Below are 26,168 nucleotides of genomic sequence, written 5' to 3'. Positions count from 1 at the left end.
AATTTTAATGCAACAGCGAAGATAACATTTCATTTTCAAAGCAAGTTAAAACTAAATATTTCGTTAAATAACTATTATTTTAGTTGTATAACTATAAAAATAGTTATAGATTTGAACTGCACTAAACGAAACATGTATTATGAAAAAACTGGTTTATTTATTTATTTTCTTAGTTATTTTAAACTGTAAGGATGAAAAAATCTCAAAATTTTCATTTTCAGGAATTACTAATTCTATACCAGATGGTAGTATTTTACTACTAGACAATATATATGAAAACAAAGTTTTAGACTCTGCCACTGTTATGAATAACAAATTTGAATTTACAAGTGTTTTACCCAGTTCACCTCTAAGAGTAGTATTACGAACAAAAAAGTTTTCTCATTATAAATACATTTGGTTAGAAAATAATAAGATGACATTCGACGCTAGTCAAGAGGACTTTAAAAATGCCACAGTTACAGGCTCGGAATCAGAAAATTTAAGTCAAAAATTAAATAAACTAACAAGTGTAGTTGAGCCGCATAGTGAAGCTCAACGAAAGATAGAACAAAAATTTGTAAGTGATAATCCTAATAGTATCGTAAGCGCTAGCATTTTGTCAATCTATTCTACAACGTGGGGAAAAGAGGTGACTCAAAATCTATTTAATAAGTTTTCTTTAGAAAATAAAAATTCTGAATTTGGAAAAAGAATTTCACATTATATCAAATTAGTCAGAGAACCAAAAATCGGTGAATCTTATGTAGACTTTGAAATGGTTAACTTAAATGGAAATATAGTTAAACTCTCAGATAATGATAGAAAAATAATTTTATTAGAGTTTTGGGCATCTTGGTGCGGACCATGTAGAAAAGAAAATCCAAATCTTGTAAAAACTTACGAAAAATATAATTCTAAAGGTTTTGAAGTATTTGCTGTGTCATTAGATAATAACAAAGAAAGTTGGGAAAAAGCTGTAAAAAACGATAGTTTAAACTGGCAACATGTGAGCGAACTCAACGGAGATGATAATACGGCTGGGCTAATTTATGGTGTAAGTGGTATACCTGATAATTTTTTAATTGATAAAAATGGAATTATCGTTGGAAGAAACCTTAGAGGTGAAAGACTTAATGAAAAACTGCAAGAATTGACTAAAATCTAAAACTATTATGATTCAAAAACTAACAAATAAAGAAGAAGAGATAATGCACATTCTATGGAAGCTTGAAAAAGCTTTTGTAAAAGATGTATTAGCCGAAATACAAGAGGATAAACCTCATTATAACACCCTTTCTACCATTATAAGAAACTTAGAAGAAAAAGGTTACGTTAGTTACAATGCCTACGGAAAAACACATCAGTACTTCCCTATTGTCTCTAAAGAAGCCTATAAAACTAAATTTATGAGTACTGCGATTGAGAATTACTTTAATAGCTCTTATAAAAATGTAGTTTCATTTTTTGCCAAAGAAGAAAAGATAAGCGTAGATGAGCTTAAGGAAATCATTGCTATAATAGAAAGTAAAAACTAGTTATGGAATATCTTCTTAAAGCATCAGCAGTAATAGTCGTCTTCTATTTGTGTTTCCATTTCTTTTTAAAAAAAGAAACATTTTTTCAGCATAACAGATGGTTTCTATTAATGGGCCTAACAATTGCCTTAGTATTTCCGTTTATTGTGATTCCCATTTATATTACGATAGAACCAATTTCCATCTCGGAAACCGCAACAATTTTATATGAAAACACTAACAATGTTTCTACAACCAATAAAATTACTACAGAATTTGAATGGCTCAATCTAATTCCAATTATATATGGCATTGGTCTGTTTGTTTTACTAGTTCAGTTTATATTCCAATTTGGATCCTTAGTCCTTTTACTTATTCGAAATCCAAAAAATAAAGATGGTATTTACACTTATGTAGTTGTAGAAACTAAGATTTCACCGTTTTCATTCTTTAAATGGATTGTATATAATCCTGAAAACTATTCTAATAATGAATTACAATTAATTCTAATTCATGAAAAAGTACATGCTCGTCAAATGCATTCCTTAGATATTTTATTCACCCAGTTAGCGTGCGTGATCTTTTGGTTTAATCCTCTAATTTGGTTTTACAGAAAAGAAGTGCGTCAAAATCTTGAACATATCGCGGATTATAAAACGCAAAACTTAACAAAAGACGAAAAACAGTACCAGCGTTTATTGCTAAAGACCTGCGTTGCAAACTCTAAAATTTCATTTTCAAATAATTTTTATAATTCATTAATCAAAGAACGCATAGTTATGTTAAAAAAATCGAGATCAAACAGAAAAAAACAATGGAGATACTTATTAATTCTGCCGCTTTTAGCTGGATTACTAATGAGTATGAATACTGAAGACGTTTATGTCGCAAGTGAAACTTCGTCTATAAATTCAGAAAAGGAAACAATAGAATTTGTTGTTAATAAAAACACAACTGACAATGAACTGAAATCAATGTCTAATACTGTTGAAAAAAAGGGCGGAACCTTAATTTTTAGTAAAATAAAACGAAATGAAAATAATGAGCTTATCAATATTTTCGTTAAACTTTATAACCGCAGTTATGGTGGAGGTGATTCTAAAAATACAATAGATTCTTTTATTATTTATAAAGAGTTATTTGGTGATGGTGGAGGTTATGTCGGTAGAATTAATGGCGCCACTTTACATTTTGATAGTTTGAATGGTCAACTTAAGAATAACTCCAAAATTAAAGCTTTACAAGAAAGGGCTCATAATGCAATTCTTAGAGCAGGTTTTCAAACTAAAGAAGAGTTAAAAGAGTATAAAAAGAAATATTCTAAAGATAAAACACAAGAAATTGACAAAAAGGCAAAACTTTCAAAAACTAATAAAAAGGAATCCCCAAAACCTGTAAAAACTACTAAAGCTATTAAGCCTAATAAAAATAGTCAACTCATAGCTATGGCTACTCCTCAAAAATCTAAAAATAGACCTCAATCGAATGGAGATATCTCTATCACAATAATTACAAAAAATACAACAGATTCAGAACTGGAAGAAATAAAAGAGCAACTCAAAAAAGAAGGCTTAACTGCCAAATTTAAAGGAATAAAGCGCAACAAGAATGGTGAGATTACAGCAATAAAAATTGACGTAAAATCTAAAAATTCTAATACTAGTTATAATGTTAACTCAGATGAAGCTATTGACCCAGTAAAAATTGTTTATAACGAATACAAAAACAGTATTTCAATTGGAAATAGCAATGCAAAACATGTAGAAAATACATTTGTATATGAAACTAAAGGTTCAAAACATAAGCTTAGCAGATCAGGAAGCGGAAGTCATATTTATGTAATATCAGATGATGAGCATGAGCATGATGAAGAACATGAGCACGATGAAGAGCATGAGGAGGAGGATATCAAATATATTATAAAGGCTAATGGCAAAAATGGTAAAAGAAGAATTATAAAACGAAGTAAAAATGTTCATGTTATTTCCGATGACAACAAAGTTGTAGAAGTTATAGCTGATGAAGACCAAGACGAAAGTCATATCGTAATTGTTAATGGCAAAGAGAAAAAAGTTTGGATGAAAAATCGTGATAGTGAAGAAGAAAATATTATAATCCTTAATAATAATGATGGGAAAAGCAATATTTTTATTTCAGGAGATAGTAATTCTAATCCATTATATATTATTGATGGAAAAGAGGTGACCAAGGATAAATTTAAAGATTTAAAAGCTGGTTCTATAGAATCCGTGACAGTTTTAAAGGATAAAAAGGCCATCGAAAAATATGGTAATAAAGGAAAAGATGGAGTCATTGTAATAAAGACAAAAAAGAAAAACTAATTTATTTTCATCAATCAACAGGAAAAAGCCAAACTAAAATTTTTAGTTTGGCTTTTTTAGTTCATAAAGATATATGCATTTACTCTATTATTATTTTCTTGGTTATTGAGCGATTATCACTTATTAACTTCAACATATACAACCCAGAGGCTAAGTCTAAATCTATATAATCTTCAATCGTATTAAAATTCTTTAATAGTTTGCCTTCAAGAGAAAACACTTCAATTTTAGTATCACCTTTCAAACCTTTAAAATAAACTCTTCCTTTAGCAGGATTTGGATACATTGAGATATAAGAAAAATCACTATCCTCAACACTTAAGGACTGATCCCAAACCTCTCCAACTTTGTTTCCCCAAATGTATTCTACCAATAGCGGCTTATCTATAAATGGGCTCCTGTTTTTTTGCCAGCTATAAATGACATTATTTCTATTCATTTCAAAATCATCTGGAGGATCATTTCTGTGCCAATCTAAAAGTGTAGCTAAATCTCCTAACTGACCTGTTGTAGTTGGATAACCATTAACAACTTCTAAACCATTGTATCTAACTGCCATATAAAACACACTTCGTGCTACGTCTCCTCTAAAACTTCCTAAAGTTCCTGTTGGACCAACATATTGTCCATAATGCTGATTTCCACGAGAACTGTTCTTCTGACGCATCTGCTGCTCTTAAAGCATGTGCATCTGAAAATCCATGACGAAGCGAGTCTGCTTTGGTTGTCCAAAATATGTCTATTCCATCAGCGACTTCATCTTCTTCAATATCAAAAAAGCCACCTCTAGATCGAGGATAGGTATGCTCTCTATTCCATTTACCAGTATTATCAGAACTTGTTTGAAAATCTAGCTTTGGTCTTCCTTCTTCAGAATAGACTAACCAAACCTGATTGCTATTAAGCGGGTTTTGATCAGCTTCTTTTAAAATATCAATGACATCTGCATAGGTTTGTGCTCTTACCACTGTAGGATCAGCAATAACATCTTGTAATGCTTGTCTTAATGCTACATCTGCAAAACCGTCTATGCTATCATAATATCCTTCTGGTTGCGTACTCTGCACAAGTCCTGTTGTTGAATTAACTGGTGTTCCCCATGCAGCAATAGTAAAGTCATTATCGACAACTCTAACTTCTACATAATTATTAGAAGCCACAATAGGCTCTACCAAATCTAAAAATTGTATTTGTAAAACCTCATCACCTTCATCTGCTGAATCGTCAATTAATGTAATCGTTGTGCTTGTTGTATTTGTACCATTTGGGATGGTTAAGCTTAAATTTCCAGTAAAATCTGAATTGTCGAACCCATAATTATCTAGACTTATGGTAAAATTTAAATCTGAGGTCACATCAGTTTCGGATGTAAACGTAATATCAAAACTTTCATCTTCACTATACTGCGTTTCTACTACCGAAATTGCCACAGGGTTAATATCACTTCCAGAACCATCATTTTCACGTCGAGGAGTTGGTGTCGCTGTAGAAAATGACTCTACATCCATATTATCAACAAATCGCTGAATAGATTTTGGATTGGCATTAGTACCATTATCATTGTATTGGGTAGTTTCACCCATCAACGCTAACAAAGCTGTATCATCAGAATCGTTGGTTCCATATACTATAGCATCGACTAAATTGGTTTGTGTAGCTAACGTCCCTTCAGGAAAATCATTGATGGAAGCTAAATATAAGCCTACTGCATCTGCCCCATTCTGAATTACATTTTCTGAAATTACGACTTGAGGAAATGGTGCCACACCTGTACTGCCTATTAATAACAATCCATTGTTATCAGTTGTGTAGCCGTTTAAATCTATAACCATATAGCTAGAATCTTCACCACTGCTCGAGCCATTAAAGAACACAAGTATATAGCCATCAGTAGAAAAATTTGGTGTTTGAGATTTCAATTCTACAAATTCTGCAGTATCAGTACTTGGAGAATCTGCATCTAACTCATTAATCACAATAGTTTGTGACCAACCTACAGTAGAAAACAACAGAATTACAATTGTAAAAATTCTATTCATACTTTCATTTTTTTACAAAGATAGGTTTAAAAATGAGTCTTAATGTTAAGCTAAAATTATTTACAAAAAATAGTACAGGTAGAATATGATATTTATCACATTTTGATTTTGAAAAAAGATGAAAAGTAAAAAAACAATCATTTTAAAGATGAAAACCCTCTACGATTAACAAAACTACTTCAAAAATGCCCTATAAATGTACCAGTTTTGCACATATAAGCTATTTTAATATTACAATTAATAACTAAATTTAAGACAAGTCACATTTTATTAAAACTATTTTGATTTTTTTACTTACAAATTAGAATGCAAATTCGTCGATTTTTATAAAAACGTTTGGAGAATTATTCGTTGCCGATATATATTGAAAACTCAATCAAGTAAACGAAGTAATTTATTAACCTCTAAAACCAAAAAATTATGATGACATTAGCAAAACTGATTATTGATATTATATTTTCAATATTCTAAATTAAAACCAAACAACCAATCAAAAAAATGTAAAACTTAGTTCTAGAATAAGTTTTACTATTTTTGTCACTAAAGTGACGTTAGGCAAAAAAAGCCTTTGTCTAAAAACAATGAAGAAAACCATCTTTAAGGCTTTAGCCAAAATAAATAAAGCCTTATTACCTTCTTACAGCAAAAAACAGTTAGACCTTAGCAAAGCTTCTAAGCTACAAATGGCTATAATAGGTTGGCGTGTTTATGTTACTAAAAATGCACTTTAATAAAAAAAGACTACCATGCGGTAGCCTTTTCATTTTTAAAAAAAATTAATTATTTCATTAAAACCTAACCGACAGGACAGCTCTAGCAAAGAAAGGTGTTCCTGGTGTAAAAGTGATTTCTTCAACTGGATCTGTCTCATTGAATAAACGGGTTTCGGTAGCAAACTGTGTTTCATTCCACTCTACATCAAACAAATTTTCTACGATTAGACCGAAAGACCAATTTTTTGCAAAATTGTAATTAAGGTTTAAATCCGTAACTAAATAACCCTCTGCAACTATAGAATCATCTTCATTTGCAGGTCTATCATCTACATACCTGTAATTCAAACTTCCAGAAAATTTCCCTAAATCCTTAACTGTGATACCACCAACAGATGTTAAATCTGGTGCTAAAGGAATAAAATCTTGCCCATCTGGTTCTTCTATACTTCTTGCTACTGTATAATTAATATCACTATTAATAAATAACCAATCATTGATTTGATAACGAAATCCGAAATCAACACCATAACGCTGTGTTTCGCCACTAGGTTCCACAATACCAGCATCACCAACATAAACAAACTCCTGCTCTAAAAACAAGCTCCATACTGCGGCATTAATAACTAACCTGTCTGCTGGTTTCCATATCGTACCTAAATCTGCTCCAAATGCTGAAGGTAAGGTTTGTTCTCCAGTATTTGCAGTAACAACTCTTGCATCGTTAGAGTGAAAACCATAACCAAGCTTACCGAATAATTGTAAATTTTCAGATGCCGTGAATATTGTATTAAACTTTGGACTAACGATGATATCATCCTCACTTAATGTCTTAAAAGAATCTGCGAGAAAATCCACATGATTAAATTTAAAATAATCTAATCGAAGCCCTGGATTAAATTTCCATTTCTTTGTTTTAAGATTTGCACTTAAAAACGCATAACCGTTAAGTTCATCGATATCACCAAACGCTATTCGCTCTAAAGTTTCTCGTCTGTTTCGTGTTTTTGACAATTCAACATCGTTATTATCGTCATACCTAAAACCTAGACCAGCATCGAAATCAAATTGCATATCATGATTATCTAAATGAAAATTGCGAGTGTAAACTGATTCTGCTCCGGCAATAAGACGACTTTCTTTTTGCTTTATTTGATCACCATTAACTGGGTCTTCTAAGAAGAATGTAAAGTTAGAATACAATTCAAATCCATATCTCGATAAATAGGCTTTAGACTTTATGCTTTGGTGCTCATCTAATTGTTTTTTATGATTTACCCAAATATTAGATCTACTGGTGTTACCACCCTCCGTATCGTCAATGGCTCCAAAACGTCCTATGATTCCTTGCTCTACAGCTCTTGTAGGAATCTGACCAGAAGCATCCCAGCGGCTTTGAAAGTGTGAAATCGATAAGGTTAATTCTTCATCTTCAAAATTATTAAAATTATAACGTCCCAATATATTGAAACGGTTAAAATTTTGAGGTGAATTAAAAACACCATCTGTAAGTACTAATTCTGATGCTATGAACGTATTACTATACTCGGTATCTGAGATTTTAAACATATTTACGTTTCTAATGGTATTGAATTGTCCTACCTCTAGTTTTACCAAATTATCATCAATCTTTTTCTTAGTATTAAGTTCAACATAACCAGCGGTATTAAAGTTACCCACATTAGCATAATATGGACCTTTACCAAAATCTATATTATCAATTGTTTCTGGAATAATAAAGTGCATATCCGCATAACCCTGTCCATGTGCGTGAGACACCATATTAACTGGTAGTCCATCTGTAGAGATTGAAATATCTGTACCGTGGTCAATATCAAAACCTCTTAAAAAGATTTGCTTTGCCTTTCCACCACCAGCATGCTGACCAATAATTAATCCTGGTACTTTTCTCAAAATTTCTTGTGCAGATTTAATAGGATTAGTTTTAATATCTACATTAACATATTCGGTTAATGCATTTACTTTTGACACTAAAACGACCTGATCCAAAGACACAGAAGATTCAATCAAAGTTATGTTAACCGTTGCGTCTAGTTGATCTTCTGAAATTGTAATTTTTTGTTTTTCGTAACCTAAGCCACTTATAATTAAAACATCACCAACTGAGATGTCATCGAGTTCATAATAACCTGCAACATTGCTATCTGTAAAACCACCTGTGTTTTGGTTATACACGTTTACTCCCTCTATTGGTATTTTTTTTTCGTCTGTAATTTTCCCATTTATTTCATGGGCAAAAATGTTAGCGCACAGTGCCATAAAGACTGTACATATTAATATACGTTTCATAGTTTTATATTTAATATTTATTGAAATTCTAAGTTTCTCTAGGTAAATCTTAAGCTTAGAGCATACGATTTAAAGTCCATCTATGTTTGGGGCTAATTGAGAAACTATGTTTAAAAATGAAATTGGATGAAATTTATGCTTAAAAACTTCATCGCTAAACCGTTTAAACTTGTGGAGGTCGATACAACTTGTTGAGATAGCCTTTCATTTCAAACTGGTTATGTAACCAATATGACGGCTTTTCAAGATAATTAATCTTAGCAAAGATTAATTTATATTTTTTATTAGTTATATGCTTATTTATTTTTAAATCAACGATGGTTGTTTCTCCACTGTGATTTTCATTGCCATTAGATTGTTCATCAAAAATCACTTCTAAAAAATCTAGAACTTTATGTTGATGATTTAAATTATGATTACCAGCGTTAGTTCCCAGACTCAACTGTTTTGCATAATCACTATTATCTGCTTCATCATGCTGAAGCACATAACTTGGAATTTCAAAATTATGTGAAATAGTATGTAAAACACTTTTTATTGGTAGTTGCGCAAGTCCTAAAATATAGCATAGCGTAATCATCACAGCGATTGCTCTGAAAAAATTATGCTTAATACTATTTTGTTTATAAAATTGCATCTATTTATTCGGCTAATAAACAAATAATGGTTTCTTCAATATACTTTGCATAAGAGGCTATAGTAGGATATACAAAAATTTTATCGAGCGGATTTTCCATTTCTAAGGTGTCATTTAATACGCTTGTAATTCGCATCGCTAATAATGAATGTCCACCTAGTGTTATAAAATTATCATGAATTCCTACCTTTTCTATCTCCAATAAATCTGACCATACTCTAGCAATAATTTCTTCAATTTCATTTGTTGGTCCAACATATTTTGTATTCGATTCAAATTGAAAATCACTGGACTCGCTTAATTTTTTACGATCTACTTTAGCATTAGGAGTTAAGGGAAATTCTTCTAAATATTTAAATTGGAGCGGTATCATGTACTGTGGTAACTGCTTTTCTAAATAACGACTCAATTGAGATGCTTCTACTTCAGAATTTCCCCTGTAAAATGCAACTAATTGACCAATCTTTTTTAAGCTATTACCACTATCTATTACAAGTGCTACAGCTTCTTTTACCCCATCATGCTGTTCTAAAACACTTTCAATTTCACGCAATTCTATACGATGTCCATTGAGTTTTACTTGATTATCTTTTCTTCCGAAGAACTCATAATCTCCATCGTTATTAAGTCTCACTAAATCGCCTGTGTTGTATAAAATATCTGAGCTTAAATAAGGATTTTGAATAAATCTTTCTGAAGTGAGCTCTGGTCGTTTTACATAACCTTTTGCTACACCATATCCTCCTAAATATAACATCCCAACAACACCTCTTGGTACTAGGTTGAGATGATCATCTAAAACCAAAACGATTGTATTATAAATAGGAACTCCAATAGGTACAGAAACCGCTTTATGAGTTTTAATATTGAATTTTGTTATAATACTTCCAATAGTTGCTTCTGTTGGTCCGTAAAAATTATATATAGATAAATCCTTATGGTATTCATTTTGAACCTTAATCGCTAAATCTGTTTTAAAGTCCTCACCAATAACAATAACATTTCGAAGCTTTGATTCTGAATGACCTTTACCTAAAAACAATAGCAAATGTGAAGGCGTTAATATAATTGAATCTGCTCTATCATCTTCTAACATTCTAATTACAGAAGTATCTGGTCCTTTCGCATCTTCTTTGTAGACTATGATTTCTCCACCATGATATAGCGGTAAGAAAATAGCAGTATATGTAATATCGAAACTAATTGATGTACAAAAAGCAAACTTAGTCTGTTCACCCCAATAATCATTGCACCAAAAAAGGTAATTCGATAAGTTATTATGCGTTACCATGACGCCTTTTGGTTTTCCGGTAGATCCAGACGTGTATAAAATATAGGCTATTTGTTCTGGCTTACTCTCAGGCAAAGCAATAGCACCTTCGGGATTATTTTGCTTCCAAGTACTGTCACTAAGGTTTAAAATTTGAAGGTCATTACTTTTTAAATTATCTTTTAAGATAGACGTTGTAATAACTAATGAGCAATCAGAATTTTCAATGATATAGCCAATTCGCTCTTTGGGCTGATCTGCTGCAATTGGTACAAAAACAGCGTCTAGTTTTAATATAGCTATTAAAGAAATAATATAATCAGCAGAACGATAAAAATGCACTCCTACACGATTACCAGAAGTAATGCCTTTTTCTTTTAACGTATGGGCTAGTGCATTGGATAAGTGATTAAGATCTTTATACGTATAGGTTTCTGAACCGTTTCTTATCGCAACCACATCTGAGTTGTATTCAATAACATCTGCTATCTTTTTCATAAAAGAAGGATAGGAATTATTAAAAACTACAGTGTGTAATTGGTCCTTAATTGTTTCTTCACTTATGATAGCTGGCTTATCTATTAACTGCGTATTGTCCTCTAAGAACGCATCAAAAATTGTTAGGAAGTGTGTTGGTATTCTTTCTTGAAGTTCTTTATTGAAAATGGCTGTATTCAAATCAAAAAATAATTCCATATCGCCAGTACCATCCATATCATAAACAGTACACCTCATATGATGGGCAGCATCACAATGATTAGGATGAATCCATTCAGATTTAACAGAACTTCCATTAAAATCTGAAAAACTAGATTTGATATAATTTAAGACGACATTAAAACCACTACTCGCCTCTGCACTAGCCATTCCTGGTTGCGCATGTCGTAAGTATTCATTGGTTTCGTTTCGTACTTTATTATAAAATACTACGAAAGTGTCTTCTTCTGAAAACTCAGCTACAAGGGGAAATAATTCCACAAACATACCTGCAGTTTTCTTAAACTCATTTGTAACTCTGCTATGAGATAATGCGCCTATTGCTAACTTTTCTTCGTTACTTATTCTTTTGATGTAAACAAATAACGCGGTTAAAAAGATATTGAAATAGGTTAGATCTTTGGTCCAACATCTGATTTCTGGTTTACTAGCAAATTCTTCAAGTTTCGCAATACGATCTTCACCTAATTTTACTGTAATTCTGTTTGATAATGATGTCAATTCTTTTGGACTTTGCCCATACAAAATTGGTGGCGCAGTAACTTTATTTGCCGTGTCTTTCCAGTATTTACGTGCATCTTCCTTATCAATATCTTCAGTTGCATTTTTTTCAAATCTTAGGTAGTCTCTATATTGAGGTATTTTAAATGCTAGCTCATTTTGAGCATCTAAATTTTTCTTATAGATTTGAGTGAAATTTTCAAAAAGAATTGTTGAAGAAGTGGCATCAGTAACTAAATGATGAATATTTAAGAACCAAACGTAATGTGCTTCACTAATCCTGTATAATACTGAATCAAAAAGAGGTTCATACAGGTTAAACGCTTTCATAGTTCGCTCCTTCAAAATATTTTCTAATTCGTTTATTTCTGAATTAGAAATATCTATCACTTCTACATCATACTGAAGTGATTTTAATATATTCTGAAATGGAATACCTTTTTCTTCTTTGAAAATGATTCTGAAAACATCTGTAGCATCAATTAATTCTTGAAATGATTTCTTGAAAATAGATTCGTTAATTGCACCTTTAATTTCAAATGAGTGTGCCATATTATACATAGGACTCTTGGGATTCAATTTTTGTCCCATCCAAAGCAATAATTGACTTTGCGTCAATTCGATATTGGTCTCTATGTAATTTTGCTTCTCTTTCATGTTTGTATCAATACTATGATACTTTAGTTTTTAGATAATCAGAAATACATGCTACAGTCATAAAATTTTCAATAACCATATCTTGTGCAGGTATTTTTAACTCAAACCTTTTTTCTATAAAACTTACTAATTTCATCATACCTAGTGAATCTAACAATCCACTACCTAATAAATCATCTTCTGCATCTATATCAACAGCTTCTGGGCTAACAATAAGTTCGTTTTGTATATAATTAATAATAGTTTTATTCATTATAATTTTCTGCAATTTTTATTTTAATCTTGTTTCTATCTACTTTATCTGAAGTTGTTCTCGGAAATTCGTTCATTATATAAATCTGCTCCGGAACAGCATATTTTGGTAAATTCTCTGCACAATGCGCTTGCAACTCTTTTATATCGGCATTACCTTCTTCTGTGTCTAATAAAACAACTGCGGTTATAGTATCTCCTGAATCATTTTCTTTTTTTTCTACATAAGTTATGGCTTCTCTAACATTTTCATGTTTTATGAGTTGTGCTTCAATCTCATCTAATTCTACTCTATAACCTCTTATTTTTACTTGTCTATCGCTTCTTCCTACAAAAACTAAATCCCCATTTTCATTCTCTTTCACAACATCTCCGGTTTTAAAAAACTCATAATCATAAACTGGCAAAATAGACTCTTTATATAACGACTTCTTTGTAAGCTCGGTATTATTCCAATAGCCTAACATCATGGTTTCACTTCGTATAGCTAAGACACCTGGCTCTCCTTGTTCAACTGGTATATCATTTCTATCTAGAATACGATAATCTGTATTTTCCCAAACAACTCCAAGTGGTAAATCGTTTTCGAGTTTATAGTTTTTATCAATATTAAAGTATGTGCACTGATTTACTTCTGCAGGACCATAGACATTCCCAAACATGGCCTGTGGCCATAATTCTATTAATCGTTTTAAATATTTTTTCGAAAAAACTTCACCGCCAAATAAAACCCAACGCAACGCAGATAAATCTTTTTCTTCTAACAGTCCTTTTTGTAACAATTGTATTAATGCTTGTGGTGCAGAATACCAAATTGTGATTTTTTCTTTCTCCAATAATTGAGATAGACTTGCTGGTAGTTTTGTATGTGCGTCAGATAATATAACTGTCGACGCCATAGAAAACGGAGCTGTAAAATACGCGAATGTTGAAATATCAAAATGCAAGGCTGCATGACCCGCAACAATATCAGTTTCGTTAACATCGTATATATCTTTAGATCGTTTGGCATAGGCTAGGCAACTATTATGAGTATGCATAATGCCTTTTGGTAAACCCGTTGAACCAGATGTATACATAATGTATGCTAAGTCTTTTCCTAAGACTCTAGGGAATATAACTTTATCAAGATTTTTATTAAATACCTCATTCCATGATATGGTGTTAACTAGCAAGTCCTTTTCAATACCAATAACTGTTTTTAACAATGTTGATGATTCAGTCAAAGTTGACATTGCTCGAGATTGAGTTGGCACCGTTACCAAATGCAAAATATTACAGTCTTCTATAAGAAATCTTGTACGCTTTTTTGGTGCTGTTGGATCTAACGGAACAAATACTCCACCAGCTGTTGTAATTCCGTAAATTGCAATTGCAGTTTCAATACAACGGTTCATATATATGCCAATACGATCTCCTTTTTTTACATCTAATTGAAGTAATAATGCTGCTAATGCGTTTGCTTTGTCTTTTAATTCTTTGTAGGTCAAAGATTGAGACATAAACTTATAAGCGTCCTTATCAGGATGCCTTAGGGCTGCATTTTGTAATATTTTTGGGATGGTATAAATCATTCTTGTAGGTTATTTAGAAAACAACATTTGTGATATTATATTCCGTTGTATATCTGAAGTGCCTGCGTAAAGTACGCCTCCTACAGCATCTCTTAAATCTCTTTCTACTTCATGTTCAGTTAAAAAACCACTTCCTCCATGATTTCTTATCGTATCTAAACTAGAGGCTATAAAGCTTTCACTTAGCTGTAATTTTAAAAGTGCCGCATCTAGCATTGCAGAATCTCCTTCATTTTTAAGCCATGCCACTTTATATAAGAGTAATCTTGATGTTTCTAAACGTAATTTCATATCTGCAATGCGATTAGAAACAGATTGAAATGCACTTATAGATTTTCCAAATTGTTTTCTTTCTTTCACAAAATCTATACTCGTTTCAAGCTGACGTTCCATAGCTCCTAACTGACTTGCCAATATGCTGCATCGATCATACTCCAAAGAATAAGACGTAATAGCCCAACCAGCTCCTTCCTTTCCTAGTCTATTTTCTTCTGGTATAAAACAATCTTCAAAAATTAAATCACCAATAGGTACAGTTCGCAAACCCATTTTGGCTTTATTTGAGCTCTGTATAAATCCTTTGGTACCTTTTTCTACAATGAAACCTGTTACTCCCCACTTTCCTACTTTAGGATTTACATTTGCAAAAACTAATGCCAGATCTGCTTCTGGTCCTAATGTTATTAATCGTTTTTTTCCATTTAAAATATAACCCCCTTCCACTTTCTTGGCATGAGTAGTCATACTGAAAACATCAGAACCAGCTTCGGGTTCTGTAAGTCCGTGAGCACCAATTTTATCGCCAGTAATCATTGGTCTTAAAAATTTTTCACGTTGTTCTTCGGTTCCAAATTCGTAAAGAGGCAATTGTACAGTCCACATTTGTGCATTTAAAGCAAATGCTAAACCGTTATCGTTACAACCATAACCTAGACCTTCCATAGCAAGTGTTGCCGTGAGTAAATCAATATCTTCAAATTTTCCTCCATATTTCTTGGGCACAGATAAGCCTTGAATTCCAAAATCTGCACATTTCTTCCAAAGCGCTCTAGAAAAGTTTAGATTTTGATCTCTATCTAGCGTATCTGTATTAAGATTATCTTTTGCGAAGGCAATTATCTTATCCTTAAATTCTATTTGATCTGGGCTCCAAGAAAAATTCACTTTGGTATGGTTTATTTATAAATATGAGTTGGCATTATAGCAATTTGGCAGTTACTAAGGTCTTGTAACTTTTTTTTCTAAAATAAAGACAAAACATGTGAATAGAAAAAATATATAAGATGTAAAGGTTTAAAATCCGATTAAGCTTCCAAAAACTGTCGTAGGAGGAAAAAAATCATGTATTTATTATTACTTTACGAGGTCATTACAAACTACTATTACCCTACTTTGGTATATCTATAGTCATGACTTTTTGTTTTCTTAATTCTTTATAATCAGTACCGTTAAATGAAGACAATCTCTGATATATATGAATTTTAACGATGTCATATTTACCATCGTATAGATTCTCTTCAGAAAAAACAAGACGCTGCGGTGGTGCCGAAAATACTCTAAACCAAGGATTTAATGTCAACTTATAATCTTTATCTTTTATAAAGTCTATCATATATCTCTTAAACTCAGCGGCTAATTCTGGCTGATAAAGACTTTTACCATTAGCCATTTCATATGCAATAACATCTTCTGCATTCTTGAAAGTCATTAGCTTATTTACTTCCTCTTCATTAAAAGAAACTCCCCATACAATATTTAATGTAGGTTTATCATGAATAAAATGAAATCCATTAGTCCAAGCTTGCTGATAATGCTTTGGCCAAAAATATTGAACAGGTAAATTAAAGGTCTGCCCTGTTACATCCTGAACTTTAAAATAATAGCTGTAGTTAACAGGAGAATCATGCCATGCGTAAACTGATGGCTTAAGCCAAATTGTTGAAGTGAATATGAGCATCACAGATAGGAGAATGTGCCATACACCGAACTTATTAATTTCAGATTTAAATGTACTTTTTCTTCTAAGAATATTGAGTAAAACTATTTCGAAAGCGATCCATGGCCAAAAAAGAATTCCTGTCATGGCGAATACCAATGCATGAAATGTTAGAAAACCTAAAAGAAAGAAGCGAATAGACCATGTTTTTTTAGTTAAAATTAAAATACATCCAAATTCAAAAACTAAACACCCAATCTTTAATAACAAGTTGTATTTAGACAGAAATTGCGTCACCTCTGATAAAACGTCTTCACTCAAAATATTAAGCCATCCATCTGCATACATATTACTTAAAAGTAAGTATAAGTTATCATTTGATAGCCAGCCCATTTTTAATTTACTAATTCCTGCAGGAAAGTAATTACCTGCAATAACACAGATGAATATGAATAAAAATGCATTAATGTTCCATTTATGCTTATGAAATAATAACCAATAAATAAGTTGTGCTCCAAAAAGTGTTAAAATTCTAATTGGCAATTCTGTAACACTCCAATTATTAACCATCAATGGTTCTCCAAAATGAAAAATGATTGGAAAAAAGAGATACAAAATCAAAAAAAATGGACGCCATATAGTTAGTAAAGTTAAAGTTAAAACCAAAAATCGTTCGATTAAAATAGATTCATTTAAGAAATAATTAAAAGGAAATGAAATATGTATCCAAGATAATGCTATAATACATACACCTATTACCCACCTTAATTCAGTTCCTCCTGATATATCTTTCCATTTTATAAATAAATGTTTTCTGCCCCAAATCATGAGTACAACAATTAAAATCACCGGTAAAAAAAGTATTATAGAACCTTTGAAAAATTGTGTTGGTGAAGTAGCCAACATTATTTCATTAAAATCATCGAGATTAATCTCCGTCAGCGACCTATACCAACCATCAAATAATATAAACACAAACAACAAAACGCCAATATTTATTAATGATGGCAATACTTTAAAAAGTGATTTAGGTATTATCCTACTTAAAGATTCTAAATTTGATATATCTTTTGATTCATCTACAATCATAAACAAAACATTTTGGCATTTTGATTTGTCTAATGTATATAAATCAAATCCAAATTTCTGAAAAACAAGATTCTAAAGCTTTTATCATCGATTAAGTGAATATTATATGATAAGAAAAAACAAATATTGTTTTTAATTGAAAAAGTTTAATTTAAATGAGGAAATGAGACATCTTAGTTGTTATATCCAATAGATAAGCCACTTTATCGAATGTATCGCAATAAATAGGCTTATTAAAAAAATAAATGTCTACTTTGAAAGAAAAAGCTTAATAAGTTGTAAAACCTATGGAAAATAAAACCCTTATCTTATCAGGTAATGATGTTAACAAAATATTGGAGACATATGGTCTCAATAAGTTGATGGATACTCTGATAGAAAGAACAACCAATAGTATAAAATCATATAACCCTGAAAAAACAGAAATACCAATTCGCTCTGGTTTTAATTATGAAATTAATGATCCTGGACTTGTTGAATGGATGCCTGTACACAAAAAAGGAGATGAAGTAGTTATAAAAGTTGTAGGCTATCATCCAAGGAATCCTGTAAAGTATGATTTACCAACAATTCTCTCAACTATTTCTTCTTATGATACCACTACTGGCCATCTTAAAGGTTTAGTTGATGGTGTACTTCTTACTGCACTCAGAACTGGTGCTGCTTCTGCAGTTGCCTCAAAGTTTTTGGCAAAAGAAGATAGTTCTGTATTAGGATTAATTGGTTGTGGAGCACAATCCGTAACGCAATTACACGCCTTATCTAGACTATTTGACATTAAGAAAGTAATGCTTTTTGATGTTGATAAAACTACCATGGCATCTTTTAGTAATCGTATCGCAATGCTAGACCTTAATATTGAGATTGTATCTTCTTCAATGAAAGATATTTTAAACATTTGTGATATTGTTTGCACTGAAACCTCAATAGATGTAGGTACAGGACCACTTTTTAAAAATCTAAAAACTAACGACCATATTCATATTAATGCTATTGGATCAGATTTCCCAGGGAAAGTGGAGCTACCTCTAGATTTGTTAAAACAGAGCTTAGTTTGCCCAGATTTTTTAGAGCAAGCAAAAATTGAGGGAGAATGTCAACAGCTAAAAGATTCAGAAATTGGACCTGACTTATCAGAATTAGTGAAACACAGCGAAACATATACTAGTGCTAAAAATCAAAGAACCGTTTTCGATTCTACTGGATGGGCTCTAGAGGATCAAATTGTGATGGATTTATTTTTAGACTTAGCCACAGAATTTGGAATCGGTCAAGAAATCGCTATTGAAAATATTTCTGAAGACGCAAAAAATCCTTATAATTTTATTCTGAACACCGTTTCAGTTTAACACTTCCAACCATATTAAAGGAAGATTTTCCTAACTAACCCAGCTCTAATGAAAAAATTACTATTAAAATTCATATTCGTTTTACTACTGTTAACTCCAATGGTAGTTGCCGCACATTTCCCTAACCAAAGTTATATCTTCTTAAGAGTATACGAAACAAATGGCATTGAGGGACGATTCGAAATTAATGTAAGAGAAATAAATAAAATTTTTGATCTAAACTTAAGAGACAACGTAACTTTAGAAGAAATAAAACCTTATGAAGCGAAATTAAAGGCCTATATACTAGAGCATGCATCTTTTTCCTCTAAATACGGACCACATAAAATTGTTTTAAAAAACTTAGGTTTATTTCCTTATGCTCAAGGAAAAATGATTCAGGTCTTCTTTGAGTTAGACAACATGGATCAATTACCAGAGCTAATGGATGTTAAATACGATGTAGTTTATGAAAAAGATGATACGCACAGAGGTTTTTTAGTGACCGAATATAGTTGGGCTGCTGGAGTTATTAATGAAGAAAAAAATATTTCTCTTTTTTTTACGCCAAACGATACCAAACAATCTTTAGATCTTACAGACACCTCAAAATGGAAAGGCTTTGTCGCCATGGTAAAACAAGGCATGTGGCACATTTGGATTGGTATTGATCATATTCTCTTTTTATTGGCATTAATTTTACCCTCAGTAGTCCGAAGAATACGAGGATCTAAAGAAGCTTCCGTTTCTAATGAATCATTTAAAATACAATCTTCTACATGGACGCCTGCAAAGAATTTTAAAGATGCGTTTCTGTATGTTATAAAAATCATTACGTTTTTCACCATTGCTCATACCATCACGTTAAGTTTAGCCTCGCTTCAAATTGTAAGTTTACCATCTCGATTTGTAGAATCTATTATAGCTTTATCTATTGGTTTGGCAGCTTATCATAATATTAGACCAATATTTAAAGGTAAAGATTGGATTATTGCTTTCGTTTTTGGACTCTTTCATGGTTTTGGGTTTGCCAGTGTTTTAGCAGATTTAGGTTTATCAAATGAAAATTTAGGTATATCCTTATTTGGATTTAACGTTGGTGTTGAGATTGGACAATTACTCATTATTGCAATGATGTTCCCTATTTTGTTCTTATTACGGAAAACTAAGATCTATAAGAATATACTTCTTTATGGTTCTATTTTACTTATCGTAATTTCATTATATTGGGCTATAGAGCGTATTTTCGATATTAATCTTGGTGTAGAAGATCAGCTCAGAAAGATTACTATAAAAATCCTTCAGGCTATAGGTTTATTATAGGTCTGAAATAAGATAGTTGTCCCAAATGAAAAAAGAAATAGATAAATCATCACTTCTTAGCCAATGGAAAAAGCAGAAAGATAAAACACCTACAGCTCCTGCAATTACAAAGGTACCTAATGGTGTAAACATTCCTTTGTCTAAAGGTCAGCAACGTCTTTGGTTTCTTCAGCAGTTATATCCTAAGAACTCATTTTATAATCATGCTGAATCCTATACTATTCTTGGAGATTTAAATGTCGGTTATTTATCAAAAAGTTTTGATTTAATTATTGAGCAACACAATATACTTAAATCTTACTTTCCAATTGAAGATGGGCAAACAACTATAAAGGTTGACGAAGGTTTTAAATTTAAAATCAACTTGATTGATTACAGTGAAGACGCCTTAGAAACTGCTAAACAAAAAGCAAGTACTTTTATTACTGAAGAGATTAGAACTCCATTTAATCTCAATACGCCTCCACTTATACGTGTTTCTCTTATAAAAATTTCTGAGCAACATCATATATTATCCATAAATATTCATCATATTATTATTGATGAGTGGTCTATGCGACGACTTGGCAACTTATTGGCTAATTACTATACAAAGCTTTCTAAAGGCGATCAATTCTTAGAACCTAAGCAGCTACCCATTCAATATCAAGATTTCGCATATTGGGATCAAAAAAGAGAACTTCCAAGTCATCAAATTGACTATTGGAAAGATAAATTATCAGGAACTATTCCGTCACTAGAGTTACCAACAGATCATAAAAGACCTATACAACCTTCGTTTACAGGAGAGCATTACACGTCTAACTTATCTGAAGAAGATTCTGAAGGTTTATTATCTTTTTCTAAAAAAATGGAAACGACTTCTTTTGTCGTTACACTGTCTCTTTTCTGCACCTTGCTATATAGATACACAAAACAAAGTGACATTCTAGTAGGCCTACCTATTACTAACAGAAATCATAAATCTTTACAAGATTTGTTAGGCTTTTTTGTTGATACTATAGTTTTACGCGCACAATTTGAAGAAGACAACACATTCTTAGAATTACTATCTAATGTGCGTCAAAACACACTAGAAGCATTTTCAAATAAAGAAATTCCGTTTGATTATCTGGTAAAAGAATTATTACCAACTAGATCTTTGAGCATCAATCCGTTTTTTCAGATCATGTTTGTTTATAACAATGAGGAAGAAACTGTTGATTTTGGTACTCAACTTAAATTTATAAAAGAAGAAGACATTCGTTTAAAATCTTCAAAATTCGATTTAACATTATTCGTAAACGAAAAAGATGGTATGATATCTACCACCTTTGAATTTGCTACTGATTTATTTAAAAGATCAACGATTCAGCGTTTTTCTGATCATTTTAACCTTTTAGTAAAAGCCATTATTACAGATGCAAACGTGTCAATTTCGGAATTACCAATGCTAACCTTAGAAGAGGAAGTTACATTTAACAAAGATCAGGTTAAAATTGCTAACGCATTTGAAAATTATTCAGGTATTCATAATGTGATAGAAGACATAGCTACAAAAAGTCCTGATGCTCTTGCAGTAACATTTGGTGATGAATCTTTAACTTATAAAGACTTAAACGATAGCGCCACAAATTTAGCGCACGTATTACTTTCTAAGAAAAAAGCGGAAGACAAAATTATTGGCTTATCTATTGAACGCTCTACAAGTATGATTGTTGGCTTATTAGCCATACTAAAAGCAGGATGTGCTTATTTACCTATTGACCCAGAATATCCTTCTCAACGTATTGATTTTATTTTGAAAGATGCTGATGTAAATTATATTATAACACAAGATAAGTTGTTTCCAATTTTCAGTGATTTTAATGCTGAATTAATATCTAGTGATTCTATTGAAGCTATAAATGCGCAAGAGTTACCGCAAATTTTAAGCTCTGATTTAGCTTATATAATTTATACATCAGGAAGTACAGGGAATCCAAAAGGTGTACCAATTACGCACAAAAATATTTTAAATTCTACATCAGGACGTTTAGACTTTTATGATAAAAATCCTGCTGCTTTCTTATTAATGTCATCTATTTCTTTTGATAGCTCTAAGGTTGGAATTTTCTGGACATTGTGCACCGGAGGAAATCTTGTAATTTCAGAAAAACGCCTCGAACAAGATATTGATCGAATAGCTACAATAATTGAGACTCATAACATAAGCCATACCTTAATGCTTCCTTCGCTTTATAATTTAATTATTGAGCATTCAGAAACCAATAAACTTAATAGTTTAACTACAGTAATGGTGGCAGGAGAGGCATGCCCTGTTTCATTAGGAGAAAAACATTTTTCAATACTTCCAAATGTAGATTTATATAATGAGTATGGCCCAACTGAAGCTACAGTATGGTGTATTGCACATAAAATTACAGAACAAGATATTGAAAGAAAAACAATTCCTATTGGTAATAGCGTAGCTAATGCAGAGATACATATTTTAGATTCAAAATTAGAGCCTGTGCCTTTTGGAGTTATTGGAGAACTTTATATTGGCGGTACTTGTTTATCTGGCTATTATATAAATCGCGAAGATTTAACTCAGTCCGCATATTTGAAAAATGCAAAAGGCGCTACTTTGTATAAAACTGGAGATTTAGCTAAGTATAATTCTAATGGTCATATTGAGTTTCTTGGACGTGTAGATCAGCAAGTAAAAATAAGGGGGTTTCGTGTAGAACTCGATGAAATTGAGAATACAATTACCGACAGCAAAATGATTAAAAAAGCTGCAGTAGTTATTGAAACTGCTAATCAAAATATAACTACTATAGATTCTGACTCTACTATAGAAACTTCAGAGCTTGCAAAATTATTAAACACACATTTAAATACTAATGATATTAATGAATTATTAAACTCTATTGAGTTGTTAGATCCGAATGAAAAAGAATACTTATTAACCCAAATCAAATAAGTTATTTGCTATGAAAAGAATCAAAAGAACAAACGCATTTCAAGTCACTTTAGAAATTAAAGATGATAATTATATAAATCCTCCGAAAGTAGCGCAGAGAAATGCTGTTGTCAATAGAGCACTTAAAGAATTTTCTGCAGAATTAAATTCCCTTAATGAGCAAACCAAAAACTTTGTTCCTGGTGCAACTGCTGCTGATGATAATATTGGGCTTTCAGAAAGAGGTCAGGCACAACTAAGTGCACAAGAAATTATGGAAGATTGGCAAATCCCTTTAATGGAAGCTATGGCAAAAGCAATAGCTGAAAATGGAGGTGATATTTTAGAAGTTGGTTTTGGTAGAGGTGTTTCAGCAGATATGATTCAAAAATATCCTATAAATTCCCATACTATAATAGAATGTAATGACCTTGTTGTTGACCAACATTTTAAACCTTGGAAAGCAAAATATGCAACAAAGGATATTTCACTAGTGCATAGTCTTTGGCAAGACAGTATAGACGATTTAGGACTTTTTGATGGTATATTTTTTCATACCTATCCTCTAAACGAAGATGAATATATGCAATACGTAAATGCTAGTATAACATTTGCAGAGCATTTCTTTCATCATGCATCTAGTCATTTAAAGTCTGGCGGAAGTTTCACCTATTTTTCTAATGAAATAGCATCTTTAAGTAGAGAACATCAGCATATGTTATTGAAACACTTTTCGTCCTTTACAGTGCATGTTATTCCTTTAAATATGCCAAATGATGTAAAAGATACTTGGTGGGCAGACTCAATGGTAGTAATTAAGGCTATAAAATGAGACAAGATATTTTAGAAAATAGATTAAATCAATTATCCAAAGAGGATCATCAGTTAATACTTTTAAAGCTAAAAGAATTAATTTCTAATACCTCAACTGCAGATACTGCAGAGAAACCAAAACGGTTGGTTGCCTATATAGAGTCTAATGATTCTTATGACTCTAAAGATTTAGAGGCGTTTTTAAAGAAACGTTTACCAGATTATATGGTGCCATCTGCTATATACAATACTCCTAATATTGCCTTGTTACCTAATGGAAAAATAGATAGGAAGAACCTAAAACCTATAAAAAAAGATAATAATTCTAGTGAGTCAATACTAATAAATACCGAAAAATCACTTACTAAAGTTGAAACACAATTGATAAAAATATGGGAAGATGTTTTAAATTTTTCTCCTGTACTTCCTGAAGATAATTTTTTTGAAATAGGCGGAGATTCTATACTAAGCATTCAAATCATAGCAAAAGCCAAAAAGTTAGGAATAGAACTAACAGCTAATCAGTTGTTTGAACATCAGACCATTTGCGAATTATCTAAATTTATTACCCTTAAGGAAGAGAATAACTCTACAGAGCATCAATTAATAAAAATATGGGAGGATGTTCTTAATACTAAACCTATTCTTACTAATGATAATTTCTTTGAAATAGGTGGAGATTCGATTTTGAGCATTCAGATTATTGCTAAAGCAAGAAAACTTGGTATAGAGTTCTCTGCAAATCAATTATTTGAACACCAAACTATTGATGAGTTATTACCTTTTATAACATCGAAAGTTTATAAAACGAATAAATCAGAGAACCTAGTTACTGGTAAAGTTGAAATGACACCGATTCAAGATTGGTTTTTTGATACGCATAAAAATGCTCCAGAGTTTTGGAATCAAGGTTTCAAGTTTACTGGTATTCCGGATATTTCTAAAGCGTATTTTGAAAATATAGCTTTAGAATTAATTATACAACACGATTCTTTAAGGTCTAGTTTCAAAAAAAACAAAGGAAATTTGTCTCGCTATTTATTAGACATAAATGAAATTAAACCCGCTGATTTTTTTAATATCTTCTGATATTAGTGATGCGGATTTATACATAAAAGCCCAAGTAAATTCAATTCAAAAAAATTTCGAACTCTCTAAAGCCAATTTATTTAAGTGTATTTATTTTAAAGCAGCTGAACCAAAAGATTCTATAATTATTTTTATTGCACATCACCTTTTGGTAGACGCTGTGTCTTGGCAGATTATCATCAATGATTTTAGAGCTTTGATTAATGATCATGGTACAGATAATAAATCTTTACTTGACAAATCTACATCTCTAAATAAATGGGGTGAATATCTTAATGAATATGCAAATTCTGATAAATTAAAACAAGAAATAGATTTTTGGGCAAATCAAATTAACGAAAAGCCAAACTTACCAGTGGATCTTGATTTTGATAAACCTATATTAGAAAATAGTATTGAAATTTTACATTTTACATTAGATAAGAACAAAACTAGTGAGCTTTTAAAAAAAGCAAATAAGGAATTTAAAACTAAAATAGATGAGTTATTAGTAGGAGCTTTAACACTTACTTTATCTGAGTGGTCTAAAGCTGATATTATAAATTTAGGAATGGAGAGACACGGAAGAGAAACACAAGACATTCCCGAATTAGACTTATCTAATTCTGTGGGTTGGTTTACATCATATTTTCCTGTTAAGCTACAATTAGAAACTCAAGATTTAAGTAGTCATATTAAATCCATTAAGGAACAATTGAGACAAATACCAAACAAAGGAATAGGTTATGGTGTATTAAAATATAAAAGTTCAGATATAGAAATAGATGGTATTGCCAACTATTCACCAGAAGTATTGTTTAATTATTTAGGCGTAAACCATCAAATAAAAGACACTGAGGATCTAATGGTTGCAACTGCTATTGAGGATATACCATTACGATCTAATAAAAGTGAAAGAGATTATCTATTTGAAATAAATACATTTGTTCAGAATGATATTTTACATATTAATTGGAGCTATAGTAAAGATGTGCATCATCCAAAAACTATTAGTAATTTAACTACGAGTTTCAAAACAAAATTAGAAAAGATAATAAATCACTGTTTAAATAATAATGACGAAACATATACACCGTCAGATTTCCCTGATGTAGATTTAAATCAAGATGATTTAAATAACCTTTTGGATTCATTATAGTACAGAGAAATTATTGAA

At 31.4% G+C, this 26,168-nt stretch carries 19 protein-coding genes; 10 read left to right on the top strand and 9 right to left on the bottom strand.

The window, feature by feature from the left end; genetic code table 11:
* Positions 1–139: 139 nt before the first annotated feature.
* The 3 genes from SJY34_RS15520 to SJY34_RS15510 are packed head-to-tail and all read left to right on the top strand — an operon-like array spanning position 140 to position 3,838.
* Positions 140–1,147 carry a redoxin domain-containing protein gene (locus tag SJY34_RS15520; protein ID WP_400077214.1) on the top strand — a complete coding sequence of 336 codons (1,008 nt, stop codon included), beginning with the start codon at positions 140–142 and terminating at the stop codon, positions 1,145–1,147.
* 10 nt (positions 1,148–1,157) lie between these two features.
* Positions 1,158–1,517: a BlaI/MecI/CopY family transcriptional regulator gene (locus SJY34_RS15515; RefSeq protein WP_400081414.1), complete on the top strand. Its 360-nt coding sequence runs from the start codon at positions 1,158–1,160 to the stop codon at positions 1,515–1,517.
* Positions 1,518–1,519: 2 nt separating this feature from the next.
* Positions 1,520–3,838 (top strand): M56 family metallopeptidase, encoded by a 2,319-nt coding sequence (locus SJY34_RS15510; protein WP_400077212.1) that lies wholly within the window; start codon positions 1,520–1,522, stop codon positions 3,836–3,838.
* 79 nt (positions 3,839–3,917) lie between these two features.
* Here SJY34_RS15510 and SJY34_RS15505 read toward each other — a convergent pair whose 3' ends face one another.
* Together SJY34_RS15505 and SJY34_RS15500 are read right to left on the bottom strand one after the other, a co-directional pair.
* Positions 3,918–4,505: an endonuclease gene (locus tag SJY34_RS15505; RefSeq protein ID WP_400077210.1), complete on the bottom strand. Its 588-nt coding sequence runs from the start codon at positions 4,503–4,505 to the stop codon at positions 3,918–3,920.
* Positions 4,426–5,877, bottom strand: coding sequence for an endonuclease I (locus SJY34_RS15500; RefSeq protein ID WP_400077208.1), 1,452 nt, complete (start codon positions 5,875–5,877; stop codon positions 4,426–4,428). Before SJY34_RS15500 ends, SJY34_RS15505 begins: the two co-directional genes overlap by 80 nt.
* Positions 5,878–6,458: 581 nt before the next feature.
* Here SJY34_RS15500 and SJY34_RS15495 point away from each other — a divergent pair.
* Positions 6,459–6,608, top strand: a complete 150-nt coding sequence (locus tag SJY34_RS15495; protein ID WP_400077206.1) for an SsrA-binding protein — start codon at positions 6,459–6,461, stop codon at positions 6,606–6,608.
* Between the two features lie 57 nt (positions 6,609–6,665).
* Here SJY34_RS15495 and SJY34_RS15490 read toward each other — a convergent pair whose 3' ends face one another.
* The 7 genes from SJY34_RS15490 to SJY34_RS15460 form a co-directional block, all read right to left on the bottom strand.
* On the bottom strand, positions 6,666–8,900 hold the full coding sequence (locus tag SJY34_RS15490) for a TonB-dependent receptor (RefSeq protein WP_400077204.1): 2,235 nt from the start codon (positions 8,898–8,900) through the stop codon (positions 6,666–6,668).
* A 163-nt stretch (positions 8,901–9,063) separates the two neighbouring features.
* Positions 9,064–9,537 (bottom strand): hypothetical protein, encoded by a 474-nt coding sequence (locus SJY34_RS15485; protein ID WP_400077202.1) that lies wholly within the window; start codon positions 9,535–9,537, stop codon positions 9,064–9,066.
* A gap of 4 nt (positions 9,538–9,541) precedes the next feature.
* Positions 9,542–12,682 (bottom strand): amino acid adenylation domain-containing protein, encoded by a 3,141-nt coding sequence (locus tag SJY34_RS15480; protein WP_400077200.1) that lies wholly within the window; start codon positions 12,680–12,682, stop codon positions 9,542–9,544.
* A 13-nt stretch (positions 12,683–12,695) separates the two neighbouring features.
* Entirely contained in the window at positions 12,696–12,935 is a 240-nt protein-coding gene (locus tag SJY34_RS15475) for a phosphopantetheine-binding protein (RefSeq protein WP_400077198.1), read from the bottom strand.
* Positions 12,928–14,508 (bottom strand): amino acid adenylation domain-containing protein, encoded by a 1,581-nt coding sequence (locus SJY34_RS15470; RefSeq protein ID WP_400077196.1) that lies wholly within the window; start codon positions 14,506–14,508, stop codon positions 12,928–12,930. The genes SJY34_RS15475 and SJY34_RS15470 overlap by 8 nt, the downstream gene beginning before the upstream one ends.
* 9 nt (positions 14,509–14,517) lie before the next feature.
* Positions 14,518–15,672, bottom strand: a complete 1,155-nt coding sequence (locus SJY34_RS15465) for an acyl-CoA dehydrogenase family protein (RefSeq protein ID WP_400077194.1) — start codon at positions 15,670–15,672, stop codon at positions 14,518–14,520.
* Between the two features lie 223 nt (positions 15,673–15,895).
* The gene (locus tag SJY34_RS15460) at positions 15,896–17,533 is read right to left on the bottom strand and encodes a hypothetical protein (protein WP_400077192.1); all 1,638 of its coding nucleotides are present in this window, start codon (positions 17,531–17,533) and stop codon (positions 15,896–15,898) included.
* A gap of 287 nt (positions 17,534–17,820) precedes the next feature.
* On the opposite strand from SJY34_RS15460, the gene SJY34_RS15455 reads away from it, so the two are divergent.
* Genes SJY34_RS15455 through SJY34_RS15430 form a run of 6 tightly spaced genes read left to right on the top strand, consistent with a single transcriptional unit; the run spans position 17,821 to position 26,150 of the window.
* Complete coding sequence (locus SJY34_RS15455; protein WP_400077190.1) at positions 17,821–18,882, top strand: ornithine cyclodeaminase family protein; 1,062 nt, start codon at positions 17,821–17,823, stop codon at positions 18,880–18,882.
* 48 nt (positions 18,883–18,930) lie between these two features.
* A complete protein-coding gene (locus SJY34_RS15450) occupies positions 18,931–20,184 on the top strand; it encodes a HupE/UreJ family protein (protein WP_400077188.1) in 1,254 nt (417 codons plus the stop codon).
* Between the two features lie 25 nt (positions 20,185–20,209).
* Positions 20,210–23,131 (top strand): amino acid adenylation domain-containing protein, encoded by a 2,922-nt coding sequence (locus SJY34_RS15445; RefSeq protein ID WP_400077186.1) that lies wholly within the window; start codon positions 20,210–20,212, stop codon positions 23,129–23,131.
* A gap of 10 nt (positions 23,132–23,141) precedes the next feature.
* A complete protein-coding gene (locus SJY34_RS15440; RefSeq protein ID WP_400077184.1) occupies positions 23,142–23,942 on the top strand; it encodes a hypothetical protein in 801 nt (266 codons plus the stop codon).
* Entirely contained in the window at positions 23,939–25,012 is a 1,074-nt protein-coding gene (locus tag SJY34_RS15435; RefSeq protein WP_400077182.1) for a phosphopantetheine-binding protein, read from the top strand. Before SJY34_RS15440 ends, SJY34_RS15435 begins: the two co-directional genes overlap by 4 nt.
* Positions 24,975–26,150 (top strand): condensation domain-containing protein, encoded by a 1,176-nt coding sequence (locus tag SJY34_RS15430; protein ID WP_400077180.1) that lies wholly within the window; start codon positions 24,975–24,977, stop codon positions 26,148–26,150. Before SJY34_RS15435 ends, SJY34_RS15430 begins: the two co-directional genes overlap by 38 nt.
* Positions 26,151–26,168: the final 18 nt, after the last annotated feature.

Origin of the sequence: Winogradskyella sp. R77965 (genome assembly GCF_044594915.1) — a bacterium.
GTDB lineage: Bacteria > Bacteroidota > Bacteroidia > Flavobacteriales > Flavobacteriaceae > Winogradskyella.
The sequence above is the reverse complement of the archived record's forward strand: the minus strand, read 5'-3'. Positions and strand labels throughout refer to the sequence as shown.

Coding starts and splice junctions, on each gene's coding strand:
- SJY34_RS15450 (WP_400077188.1), top strand. CDS start 18,931: ATGAAAAAATTACTATTAAAATTCATATTCGTTTTACTACTGTTAACT.
- SJY34_RS15505 (WP_400077210.1), bottom strand. CDS start 4,505: ATGCGTCAGAAGAACAGTTCTCGTGGAAATCAGCATTATGGACAATAT.
- SJY34_RS15510 (WP_400077212.1), top strand. CDS start 1,520: ATGGAATATCTTCTTAAAGCATCAGCAGTAATAGTCGTCTTCTATTTG.
- SJY34_RS15445 (WP_400077186.1), top strand. CDS start 20,210: ATGAAAAAAGAAATAGATAAATCATCACTTCTTAGCCAATGGAAAAAG.
- SJY34_RS15520 (WP_400077214.1), top strand. CDS start 140: ATGAAAAAACTGGTTTATTTATTTATTTTCTTAGTTATTTTAAACTGT.
- SJY34_RS15495 (WP_400077206.1), top strand. CDS start 6,459: ATGAAGAAAACCATCTTTAAGGCTTTAGCCAAAATAAATAAAGCCTTA.
- SJY34_RS15480 (WP_400077200.1), bottom strand. CDS start 12,682: ATGAAAGAGAAGCAAAATTACATAGAGACCAATATCGAATTGACGCAA.
- SJY34_RS15440 (WP_400077184.1), top strand. CDS start 23,142: ATGAAAAGAATCAAAAGAACAAACGCATTTCAAGTCACTTTAGAAATT.
- SJY34_RS15455 (WP_400077190.1), top strand. CDS start 17,821: ATGGAAAATAAAACCCTTATCTTATCAGGTAATGATGTTAACAAAATA.
- SJY34_RS15485 (WP_400077202.1), bottom strand. CDS start 9,537: ATGCAATTTTATAAACAAAATAGTATTAAGCATAATTTTTTCAGAGCA.
- SJY34_RS15475 (WP_400077198.1), bottom strand. CDS start 12,935: ATGAATAAAACTATTATTAATTATATACAAAACGAACTTATTGTTAGC.
- SJY34_RS15435 (WP_400077182.1), top strand. CDS start 23,939: ATGAGACAAGATATTTTAGAAAATAGATTAAATCAATTATCCAAAGAG.
- SJY34_RS15430 (WP_400077180.1), top strand. CDS start 24,975: ATGAAATTAAACCCGCTGATTTTTTTAATATCTTCTGATATTAGTGAT.
- SJY34_RS15470 (WP_400077196.1), bottom strand. CDS start 14,508: ATGATTTATACCATCCCAAAAATATTACAAAATGCAGCCCTAAGGCAT.
- SJY34_RS15500 (WP_400077208.1), bottom strand. CDS start 5,877: ATGAATAGAATTTTTACAATTGTAATTCTGTTGTTTTCTACTGTAGGT.
- SJY34_RS15460 (WP_400077192.1), bottom strand. CDS start 17,533: ATGATTGTAGATGAATCAAAAGATATATCAAATTTAGAATCTTTAAGT.
- SJY34_RS15490 (WP_400077204.1), bottom strand. CDS start 8,900: ATGAAACGTATATTAATATGTACAGTCTTTATGGCACTGTGCGCTAAC.